We start from the raw sequence: 9,390 nt of genomic DNA, 5'->3' as shown, positions 1-9,390 counted from the left end.
GGTGTCCACTAAAGCGGGGGAACTACACTTTTTGATTTTTTCAGCAATTGGGTTGTTGGTCTGCCTGTACCAGGGGGCAAGCGCAATGCTTTTTTGGCTGCCTGATAAATGGAGTCGTTTTGACAGCGATGGGGGGTATCAGACTATCAAAGCCTCACTTTCTGCTTTATTTGCAATGCTTGTAGGATTGCCACTTTTTGGGTTTATCGACGAGGCCGCCCGGCAAGCGCATTTTTTCAAGGCGATAAGGGAAAGAGCGGAAGGCCTTGAAAAAATTGTTGGAGCTTCAGGGCGTGCTGATAAACTTGATGAGTTGGCAAGAGAATTTGAAGAAAAAATAAAGACCTTAAGTACTGAAGACAAGACGAAAAGAGGTCTGCCCAAGGGGCTTCACCCTCACTCGTCGCCCGAAGCGCATAGAATATCGAACTATAGACAGCTCTTGGCTTTAGCCAATGATCAGAAATCGAAAATAACTAGTAGTTAGGCTGCTGTGGTTTCTCGATTTAGCGAATGACGGAGACCCGGAAAAGCCCCAGCTTATCGCTGGGGCCTGACGCTTACCGGCTGCAATCTCGCACAATCGAAAGCCGCCCATCCTCGACGGATACCGATACTGGCGTGTCAATAGTAAACCCAGCTTGTTCTAGCCAGGTGCCTTTCAGGAGAAGGAAGGGAATGATTGGATTGCCGCTGTAGGGTTTGCTTTTCAGGGTGTAGTCCCGATGGCCTTTGCGGACTTTGAGGGTGCGGTATTTCATGGTCGTGCTCCACTGATAGGTTCGTTTAACGAGTGCCCATTAGGGCGGTCGGGCAGTTAAACACCGCTATCAGACGGCCACGCGCTTTTCCCGAAGGTCTTGTATGGCTACGCGCTACCCGACCATCGACTGGTCGTGGGCACAAAAGTACCGCATTCTGTCGGCCGAGACGACCGCTGATAGGGTGTGTTTAAGCACCGGTATTCAGGCTAGTCGTCACGTCGTTGGAGCGCAGTAAGCTGAGGCTGAAATTTCTGTAAGCCATTTGCGCTTCTGTTTGAGAGCATTTCCCTCCACTACAGGGCGCTTGATGACTGGTATTGCTGGAATGCTAGACGCGATCTATCCAGTAACCCGGCTTGCGGGAATGATGGGCGAATGCAATGACAACCATGGTCGACCCACGGCTCAGGGTAACGAGGGAAAAGGGAAAGCGATGCAGAAGCAATCGTTTGGCCCCGCGGCTGCCGGCTTTGCCACCCACGGGAGTGAGCGGCGGATTGGGTTCTTCAAGAAGGCGCACGGCGTGGGCAAAAGCGTCAACCAGGCGAGCGCCAAGCCCCGGGTTTTCCTTTTCGTACCAGGCTGCGGATTCTTCCAGCTCTTGGGCAGCTTCCTTGCTGACTTCAACGATCAAAACTGGTCCTCTATGCGATCCGGGCCCGTACGCGGGCGAGAACCTCTTCCACGTCTAGCAGTTGGGCTTGTCCGGCCTCGATCTCATTGATGCGGCGGCAAAGCTCAATGTCCCAGGCTTCGGCAACATCGTCATCGGCGGGGCCGTCCAGGCTGGCTATCAGGTCTCTGGCCAGCTTCGCCCGTTCCGCATCGGAAAGCGCCAGGGCGGCGTCTCTCAGGGCTTCGGGGTCTGTACCCATGTCTCGCTCCATATGTGGTTCTATGGGGCTATGATGCCTTATGGAGCGCCATTATGCCCAGGGCGATGTCCTTGCGACATTGCGTGGATCTAGCGGGACAAACTCGAAGCTGACAAATCCACGTTTGCGGCAGTGTCAACGCCAGCGCGGTTTGACCGCATTTCATCAGTTTAGATTGTCCGGTTTTCATCACTGCTCGTTGTCCATGATTGGGGGTTGGTCGTTATGGGTATCCTCCTTGGGTAGTGTGGTTTCCGTGACGAGGCCGGCCTTACGTTTCTCTTTGAGCCGGTAGCTCTCGCCTTTGATGTTGAGGGTGGTGGAGTGGTGCAGCAGCCGATCCAGGATGGCGGTGGCAATCACCTGATCCCCGAACACCTCGCCCCAGTCCATGAAGCTCTTGTTGGACGTCAGGATCGTGGTGGCCCGCTCATAACGCCGGTTGATCAGCCGGAAGAACAGGCTGGCTTCTTCCCGGGTCATGGGCAGGTAGCCGATTTCGTCCAGCACCAGCACTTTCGGGTAGGTGAACTGCTGGAGTTGCCGGTCCAGCCGGTTTTCCTGCCGGGCCTTGACCAGAGCGCTGACCAGTCGATCCAGGGTCAGGAACAGCAACCGGTGGCCGGCTTCCGCGGCCTTGACGCCCAAGGCCACGGCGAGGTGTGTTTTGCCGACGCCAGGTGGGCCCAGCAGGATCACGTTCTCATTGCGGCCCACGAAGCCCAGCCCCGACAGCTCCCGGATCACCTTGGGGTCAAGACTCGGCTGGAAGCTGAAGTCGAACTGCTCCAGGGTCTTGATCCAGGGCAACCGGGCCTGCTTAATCATTGGGGGATCCATCATCTGCACTTGGGTGAAACTAAGGATGGCGATGGCTTTATGAGTCGAACCGGCGATGTTCTGTTCTGCCGGTTCGACAACGAAATAGCCTATTTCATCGGAGTATATGGTCACGGCGCATGGACCAAGCAGGATCTTGTTCGAACTCTGCATCAGAACTGGCCCGATAGCATACGACATATGCGGATGCCTGACATTGTTGCGAGCCAGACGCCTATGAGCGACGCAGAAGTGAAGACCTTACGAAAAAAGAACGTCAATCCACCGCTTGAGATGCAAGATGGAACGGTGTACGCGCCGCTCGGGGGTGGGGTCGTGATGTCTGGCGAAAGCACTGAAGTTGTAATTAAAGAAGTTTCCACAAAGAGATATCTGCAGGATCTGGAGAAAGTGCTTCAAAAAAATATAGAAGAGATTGCCAGCAAGGCAGAACGGAAAGGCGTGCAATTTCCTCGTGAGCCTCGGTTCGAATTATACCTTCAGGGCGGTGGTGTATATGCGATCGAAAAAGGGACGCTTGTCTGTGTTCCGCTGAACATTCAGCAGCCTTCCTAGCAAATGGCTGCTGTTAATGCAGTAAACTGCGTGCCTGGACAGCCGCGCTAGCTTGATCAGATACCTAAGGAGAAAGATGGAGAACATTGACTTTGTGAAGTGGTGGGGCGCGGTTCTGGCGACCCTCGCGTTCGGTTGGAACATTTATAATACCGTCACCAACGCGCCAAGATTGAAGGTTAAACTCAGGCCCGAAACTTCGTATCCGGACGCTAGAGTAATTGCCACCGAAAAAGGCGAGCACGGTGAATCCCGGGTGCTGGCGACATATTGCCATATAGAGATTACCAATACTGGGAGGCTTCCGGCAACTGTAACGAACATCGAGGCTACTCACGTGGACAACGGAAACGGTACACTCTCATTCGGCTTCCCTCGGTTTCAGAGCCACTCGCCCGAAACATTGCCGCTATTCATTGGACCTGGACAGTTGTGGAGTTGTCGACTCGAAATGGATGACTTGTATCGGCTGATGGAATATGGAAAGCCGGAAATTCATATCACGGTTTCGTACAAAGATAAGCCATTCGTTGCCGCGCCAAACATAGAAACCAAGCGATAGTTTCGGTTCGTTTCAGGCCTGAAGAGCTTCTAGCCAACATGCCCCCTCACCACCAGCCCGGAGACGGTCACAGAAGCATCGTTCACTCAGCTCGTTCGTCAGCGTACAAGTGTTGACTTGTTATGCCCAACAAGTTTTATTCTGTTTGGGCGCAAGACGCTTGTCTAAGCGGGACATTCGCGCTGTGGTGGCCAAACCGACCACTATTCAAGACGTGCACGTGGCCTAGCCTCTTTTTGTAGCAAGGAGTTATCGTGGCAAATGACGGAAGAAACTATGAACAGTTTGTAAAAATTCTTCAGCAAGCTTTGCTTGATTCCGAAGCTTTAATAAAGCAAAAGAATATAAAAATTGAAGCAAACAAAAAGTTGATTGATGGTTGTGGTATCGAAAGGGAGTTTGATCTCTACTGGGAATATGAGCTTGCAGGTGTAACGTATAAAACTGTGATTGAATGTAAAGATTATCAATCGCGAGTGTCGGTTGAAAAAATTGATGCATTGATCGGAAAAACGCGTGATCTACCTGATGTCAAAGCTGTTTTTGCCACCAAGACAGGCTATCAATCTGGAGCAAAGAAAAAAGCTGACTTTAATAAGATCGATTTGCTAATAGTTCGCGAGCAGTCTGACGATGATTGGCGGGACAAAGATGGGAACCCGCTGATAAAGGAAATTGCCATAAATATGGAGTTGATTTCCGCTGCACGAACTATAACGTTTTCTCCAGAAATCGACGGGGTTTGGGTTAAAGAGAATACAGATATTGATCTGGATAAACCGCTTAGCTTGAATGCGAGGAATGATCTCATTACCGTTGAAGATGAAGACGCTGGAGAACGCTACACCATTTTGCAACTTGAAGAAAAGCTTGGTGCTGCTCATCAGGGAGAGTCTGGCGAATTTACACTAAAAAGAGAATTTAATAATGCGTATATCTATTGTGAAGGCCTTAAATTAAAATTATCTGCATATACTATAAGGTATTCGGTCTCTCTGCCAATAAAAATGCCAATTAATATCAATTATTCCAAAGAGCTGGTAGGTGTGATTGAGTATCTTCACAAGGGTACAAAGACAGCGGTTTTTTCGGATCAGGTCGTTAAGGATTGGCACTGAAGAATAAGGATAAGACCGGCAGCCTCCTAGTGCGCTCTTCGCCGCGGCTGCGCCTTCATTATAAATACGCCGCTGTGTGTGGCGTAAGATCGGAACGAGCCACAGGTCCCTGAGTTATGCAAGAAAGCACTGAAAGTAGAGATCTACTCAAGTTGGTAATAGAAGGTGATTTAGGGATTACGTTTTCGGCGTCTTCTTATGTAACTTTAACTATCGTGATCTTGGTGCTGCTATTCTTGATTTTTAGGATTGCAGCGCGATTTGGATCCTTGCGTTCGTTCGAGATAGATGAGGCAGAGTTCGGTATTGGCAACCAAAAAGTGAAGCTGAAGCCCAATATCACGGACAAGCAAATAGCATATCAGATCTGGGTCGAGCTAAGCACAAGAAAGATAGGCATACCCATAGATCTAGAGGATGATGTGGTATATGAAATCTATGCCTCATGGTATAACTTTTTTTCAGTTACTAGAGATTTGATTAAAGATGTGCCAGTTTCCAGGTTTCAAAGAAAAGATACAGAGAAGATAATTCGGATATCTATAGATGTTTTAAACATAGGTTTGCGTCCTCACCTGACAAAGTGGCAAGCTAGATACAGAAGGTGGTACGAAAAGCAGTTGGGAAAAGATGACAATAGTGACCTTTCTCCTCAAGAAATTCAAAAAGGCTATCCTAACTTAGGTGAGCTTGCGGATGATCTTCTTGAGGTAAACAAAAGGCTGATCGAATATCGGAAGAAGATGTATAAGCTAATTTCTGGTTTGGAATGATTTAAGGGGCGTTCATGCATAGAGTATTTGTTAGCTATCATCATAAAAACGAGAACTATCTCAGAAAAGCTTTAGGAGAAATTAACGATAAGAGTGACATTTTTTTTGATTGCTCGGTAAGCACCGGTGACGTTAATGAGGATTTAGAGCCTCAAGCAATAAGACAAATTATTAGAAGGAATTATTTAAGCGGATCAACTGTTCTCTTGCTGCTAGTCGGACGGGAGACAAAGTACCGGAAGCACGTTGATTGGGAGCTCTACTCTAGCATGTATAACGGTACGAATTTCGGAAAATCAGGGGTGGTAGTATTGCATGCACCGGATTGTGAGTCAGAGTATTTCACAGCCCCTTTCGACAAAATCAAGAAGGCTGTGTACCCACATGTATCCAGTTGGGCATCAATCGATAATAGAGAAGAGTACCAGAGACGGTACCCTTATTTGCCGGATCGAATCATTGACAATCTATTGAAATCTAAAAGCAAGATATCAGTTTCTAACTGGAGTGTAATAGAAGAAAACCCAGAAAGGCTCCGGTTGCTGATTGATTGTGCGCACAATGCACGCTCGGAGTGTGAGTATGATATGAGGAGAGCCATGAGGATGAAAGACTATAACCCATCTATCTTCTGACTCGAGTGTTAAAAGCACGCTGGCGCAGTGAACTATTTGGTGTTCGTGGCTCAGAAGAAGTCTGAGAGTTAAGTATGGAAGAGTATAAAAGAACATGTGAGGATGAGCTAGATTGGGCCAATATATATCAGCTCCACGAAGCAACCCTTCAGATCAGTAAAAGTTGTTTCGAGTTCAAAAAAATATGCGTAGGTCTTATTGGCGCCGTTTTAGCGGTTACAGTTAAGTTGACGGGTGGTGAAATTGGCCACTCATACTTCTCAATTCCTTTGTTTATATGCCTCGGGTTTTGGGTGGCCGATCTTTCTGCCTACTATTACCAAAGAAAAACGAGGATAGCTATGAACGAAAAGTTTAAAGCTATTGCCGCGCGAAATGATCTTGATGATTATAATATTCCGAAATTATCAATAAGCTGGTTCATGGCAGCGTTTAATCACTCGATGTCTCTTTATTATGCTTTGCTAGTTCTTGGTTTGGGCGGCTGGCTTTCGTACGCCTTAAGTTTTGTAGAAAAGTGACATGACTATTTTTGTTAGCTATACAACGAGAGACTATTACGTCGATCGAGAGCTGTTACAGGCCATTCCTGAGGTGCTTTCAGGGTGTGGTGATTTTTATATAGACTTATTGCATAACGATTCGGTCGATAAGCAGGGCCATGTGGTTCTAATGTTGTCCAAAGCTAAAATGCTATTACTTATATCGTCAGGTTCAATAAAAAAGTCGAAGTGGGTTCAGTGGGAGCTGAAACAAGCCAGAATCATGCGTATTCCAGTTATCTCTGTTCAAGCTTCGCCTAATAGAGAGCAGACCTTGGCTAGCTTGAAATCTCACGTTGTATTTGCGTGTGAGAGTCTGACAGTTCAAAGCACTCGGGCGCAGCTAAGCTGCGCCGATGGTTGACGCGTTAGTTCTTGCTTGGCTTGGCAAAGAGTGGAAGACGTCGGATCATTGCCGGGCTCCACTCTTATTGGCGGCTATCTCGAATAATAGACAGTCGACCATCCTCAACAGATACGAATACTGGTGTATCGACGGTAAACCCGGCTTTTTCAGCCAAGTGCCCTTGAGAAGAACAAAGGGAATGATTCGATTTCCGCCGTAAGGCTCGCTTTTCAGAGTGTAGCCCCAGTGACCTTTACGGACTTTCAGCTTGCGCTGTTTCATGATATTGCTCCTTGTGCTTATTTCGAATTAAAAGCAATGGGTGGTCAGGAGGTTCGAAACAGCCACAAGAACTGCTCTGGGTATTTCCCGAAGGTGTTGTATTCCCCAGACCTCCCGACCCTTACAGGCCGGTTTTCAGGCAAAAAAATACCGCGGTTGGTTCGGGTTGCGGTGATGCCCGCTTGTGGGAGTTTCGACGCTCCTTAAAAGAAAGTGTACTTCGATTTGGGCTACTGTCAATGTGTCAGTTGTACGGAAACAGAGATGAAGCTTTTCTCATGAACGTTTTAAATCCATCGCTTACTCTGGCCAAGGATGGACGGTAGTATGTAGATGTGCTTGTTCAGTTAGTGTATGAGGAGGCGCGTAATTATAGAGATGAAAGCAGCAGGTTTGTCTCTCGATGAATGGTAATTTTGTGAATGGCCCTCAAGTGACATGTTCTATTTGTTTTTCCTAAGCCTAGGAATAAAGAAAAAGAGTATAAAAACAGCTGCCGCGAAAAGCACAAAATGACTATACTCCTCGTAAGCTTTCTGTATCACTTCTTTTAATTCAGGTATGGCTGTCGCCAGTGTTCCAAAACCTATAATAAAGGTGACGCCCAGCATCTGCCTTGAGTGCTGCCTCTGCCAACGTCTTTCATTCTCTTGATCATCCCAGTCAGTTAGCGTTCGAAGTGCTTTGCCTGTTGGGTTGAATGTGCGATAAAATATTCCTCCGGCTTTTTTGAGTTCCCCGCTTTCTTCCAGAGATTCCAATATTCTTCGGTATTTCTCTAATGCTTCCGATCTATAGTTGCTCGGCATTATTTTGAAGACAGGGCCGTTAATTCTGAGCGCGACCACGTATGGATTTGAAGAATCCCCTGTTTCGAAATAAACATCGCAGACAGCCTTGAGAACTTCGATATAGCTTGCTGCTGGACGGGGCCCAAAACCAACGATTTTGCTTAATGCTTTTTTTAGTAAGCAGTAAAGCCATGGAAGCATTAGTATGCGATTTATAAAAGCGGCTTCGATGCTTTTAAAGGAGAGCTTTTCATTTCTGAAATAATGTACAACCTTTATTCTTTTTCCATATAGGAAGCTAGGGGTTAACTTTATTGCAGGATTTTTTTCTTCTGAGTCGCTTTCTCTCAGCTTCCTGAAAAAGACCCCATTGGGGTCATTACTCCGCGCTTCAATTTCATCGTCCGGGCTGCATAGATAGAACTTAGCTTCACCATCCTCATTAGACCAAAGATGGATCCAGTAGCAGTCATAGTTTCGGGCATCACTATGGATCTCGTCGGTGTGCGTGTGCCATCTCAAAAGGCATCTAATAAAATATATTCTTAATTTGTAGAGCATTTTGGGGTGTTCTTGTCGATTAGCGATGACGATCTTAATCAATTTATTATGTAATTAAAGTTTTGGCTAGCCCCCCGCCTCCCCGTGGGGTTGTGGGAACTTCGCTTGCCATAGTCGTGTAGTTGGCGACGACCGATTGCAAAATGGGGAGTTTGCCTAAGAGGCAGGCGCTTTATCGTCGCAACCGAAGCCATTTGGAAAGATCGACTCTAACTGCGGGAGCTCGGTTTCCGTTTCCTCCACCAGACCATCACCCCCGTCACACTCAACACGATCACCGCCAACCCCAGCACCGTCGCAACCACCCGATAAGCGATTCCACCCACCGCCGCAATATGCAGGCTGGTCAGCCAGGTCGTCACCGTATTCCCCGCCGCTTCCCCGGTTGGCAGGTAGTGGCCCAGCAGTGCCCCGTCCGTGGCTTCCAAGTACACCCAGGTCTCCCCAAACCGCTCGTTTACGTCGCTGCTGGTGCGCGCCATCAGCTTGAGGGCGTTCTTGTGCGGGGTGTAGGCGAAGCGTTCCAGGGCGTGGATGGTAAGGTCGCGGTCCTTCGCCAAGGCTTCCAGGTGTCGGCGGGCGGCGTGGTAGCCGGGTTCCCAGCCGATTTGCGGTTGTTGGCTGGGGTTGGCCCGGGCGGGCACGGTGTCGAGCGGCTTTTCCTGGAAGCTGAGGAACAGGCCGGTGGTGGGTCGGTAGACTTGGTCGTAGAGGGTGAGCGGAGTCTGTCAACATAGTTGGCACAT

The 9,390-nt window shown here is 48.3% G+C and carries 14 protein-coding genes and 1 pseudogene; 8 read left to right on the top strand and 7 right to left on the bottom strand.

Features of this window, described 5'->3' with window-relative positions; genetic code table 11:
* Positions 1–487 (top strand): hypothetical protein (locus ISO4_RS16480; protein WP_228548216.1); only part of this gene is annotated, 487 nt, incomplete at its 5' end.
* 73 nt (positions 488–560) lie between these two features.
* On the opposite strand, the gene ISO4_RS16475 is transcribed toward ISO4_RS16480, so the two are convergent.
* The 4 genes and pseudogenes from ISO4_RS16475 to istB form a co-directional block, all read right to left on the bottom strand.
* Complete coding sequence (locus tag ISO4_RS16475) at positions 561–761, bottom strand: SymE family type I addiction module toxin (RefSeq protein WP_194856932.1); 201 nt, start codon at positions 759–761, stop codon at positions 561–563.
* Between the two features lie 331 nt (positions 762–1,092).
* Positions 1,093–1,398 carry a type II toxin-antitoxin system RelE/ParE family toxin gene (locus tag ISO4_RS16470; protein ID WP_194856931.1) on the bottom strand — a complete coding sequence of 102 codons (306 nt, stop codon included), beginning with the start codon at positions 1,396–1,398 and terminating at the stop codon, positions 1,093–1,095.
* A gap of 10 nt (positions 1,399–1,408) precedes the next feature.
* Entirely contained in the window at positions 1,409–1,639 is a 231-nt protein-coding gene (locus tag ISO4_RS16465; RefSeq protein WP_194856930.1) for an addiction module protein, read from the bottom strand.
* 189 nt (positions 1,640–1,828) lie between these two features.
* Positions 1,829–2,464 (bottom strand): annotated as a pseudogene (gene istB, locus ISO4_RS16460) (IS21-like element helper ATPase IstB); the annotation flags it as partial.
* A gap of 54 nt (positions 2,465–2,518) precedes the next feature.
* Here istB and ISO4_RS16455 point away from each other — a divergent pair.
* From ISO4_RS16455 to ISO4_RS16425, 7 genes are all read left to right on the top strand, one after another.
* On the top strand, positions 2,519–3,034 hold the full coding sequence (locus tag ISO4_RS16455) for a hypothetical protein (protein ID WP_194856929.1): 516 nt from the start codon (positions 2,519–2,521) through the stop codon (positions 3,032–3,034).
* 76 nt (positions 3,035–3,110) lie between these two features.
* Entirely contained in the window at positions 3,111–3,596 is a 486-nt protein-coding gene (locus tag ISO4_RS16450; RefSeq protein WP_194856928.1) for a hypothetical protein, read from the top strand.
* 254 nt (positions 3,597–3,850) lie between these two features.
* Entirely contained in the window at positions 3,851–4,714 is an 864-nt protein-coding gene (locus ISO4_RS16445; protein ID WP_194856927.1) for a restriction endonuclease, read from the top strand.
* Positions 4,715–4,830: 116 nt separating this feature from the next.
* Positions 4,831–5,487, top strand: a complete 657-nt coding sequence (locus ISO4_RS16440; RefSeq protein WP_194856926.1) for a hypothetical protein — start codon at positions 4,831–4,833, stop codon at positions 5,485–5,487.
* Positions 5,488–5,501: 14 nt separating this feature from the next.
* A complete protein-coding gene (locus tag ISO4_RS16435) occupies positions 5,502–6,122 on the top strand; it encodes a TIR domain-containing protein (RefSeq protein WP_194856925.1) in 621 nt (206 codons plus the stop codon).
* Positions 6,123–6,196: 74 nt separating this feature from the next.
* Positions 6,197–6,643, top strand: coding sequence for a hypothetical protein (locus tag ISO4_RS16430; protein WP_194856924.1), 447 nt, complete (start codon positions 6,197–6,199; stop codon positions 6,641–6,643).
* Between the two features lies 1 nt (position 6,644).
* Complete coding sequence (locus ISO4_RS16425; RefSeq protein ID WP_194856923.1) at positions 6,645–7,028, top strand: hypothetical protein; 384 nt, start codon at positions 6,645–6,647, stop codon at positions 7,026–7,028.
* A gap of 45 nt (positions 7,029–7,073) precedes the next feature.
* On the opposite strand, the gene ISO4_RS16420 is transcribed toward ISO4_RS16425, so the two are convergent.
* The 3 genes from ISO4_RS16420 to ISO4_RS16410 all read right to left on the bottom strand — a co-directional run bounded on the left by ISO4_RS16420 (position 7,074) and on the right by ISO4_RS16410 (position 9,324).
* Entirely contained in the window at positions 7,074–7,292 is a 219-nt protein-coding gene (locus ISO4_RS16420; RefSeq protein WP_194856922.1) for a hypothetical protein, read from the bottom strand.
* A 443-nt stretch (positions 7,293–7,735) separates the two neighbouring features.
* Positions 7,736–8,644 carry a hypothetical protein gene (locus tag ISO4_RS16415; RefSeq protein ID WP_194856921.1) on the bottom strand — a complete coding sequence of 303 codons (909 nt, stop codon included), beginning with the start codon at positions 8,642–8,644 and terminating at the stop codon, positions 7,736–7,738.
* 209 nt (positions 8,645–8,853) lie between these two features.
* Entirely contained in the window at positions 8,854–9,324 is a 471-nt protein-coding gene (locus ISO4_RS16410; RefSeq protein ID WP_228548217.1) for a PepSY-associated TM helix domain-containing protein, read from the bottom strand.
* Positions 9,325–9,390 lie beyond the last annotated feature (66 nt).

This window comes from Alloalcanivorax venustensis ISO4 (genome assembly GCF_015356855.1).
In the GTDB taxonomy this organism is placed as follows: domain Bacteria; phylum Pseudomonadota; class Gammaproteobacteria; order Pseudomonadales; family Alcanivoracaceae; genus Alloalcanivorax; species Alloalcanivorax venustensis.
This window is presented reverse-complemented; position numbering and strand designations above follow the sequence as displayed.

What these genes read in the sequence shown, in the direction of transcription:
- ISO4_RS16475 (WP_194856932.1), bottom strand. Translation starts at nt 761, where the DNA reads ATGAAATACCGCACCCTCAAAGTCCGCAAAGGCCATCGGGACTACACC.
- ISO4_RS16465 (WP_194856930.1), bottom strand. Translation starts at nt 1,639, where the DNA reads ATGGGTACAGACCCCGAAGCCCTGAGAGACGCCGCCCTGGCGCTTTCC.
- ISO4_RS16455 (WP_194856929.1), top strand. Translation starts at nt 2,519, where the DNA reads ATGAGTCGAACCGGCGATGTTCTGTTCTGCCGGTTCGACAACGAAATA.
- ISO4_RS16450 (WP_194856928.1), top strand. Translation starts at nt 3,111, where the DNA reads ATGGAGAACATTGACTTTGTGAAGTGGTGGGGCGCGGTTCTGGCGACC.
- ISO4_RS16440 (WP_194856926.1), top strand. Translation starts at nt 4,831, where the DNA reads ATGCAAGAAAGCACTGAAAGTAGAGATCTACTCAAGTTGGTAATAGAA.
- ISO4_RS16435 (WP_194856925.1), top strand. Translation starts at nt 5,502, where the DNA reads ATGCATAGAGTATTTGTTAGCTATCATCATAAAAACGAGAACTATCTC.
- ISO4_RS16430 (WP_194856924.1), top strand. Translation starts at nt 6,197, where the DNA reads ATGGAAGAGTATAAAAGAACATGTGAGGATGAGCTAGATTGGGCCAAT.
- ISO4_RS16425 (WP_194856923.1), top strand. Translation starts at nt 6,645, where the DNA reads ATGACTATTTTTGTTAGCTATACAACGAGAGACTATTACGTCGATCGA.
- ISO4_RS16420 (WP_194856922.1), bottom strand. Translation starts at nt 7,292, where the DNA reads ATGAAACAGCGCAAGCTGAAAGTCCGTAAAGGTCACTGGGGCTACACT.
- ISO4_RS16415 (WP_194856921.1), bottom strand. Translation starts at nt 8,644, where the DNA reads ATGCTCTACAAATTAAGAATATATTTTATTAGATGCCTTTTGAGATGG.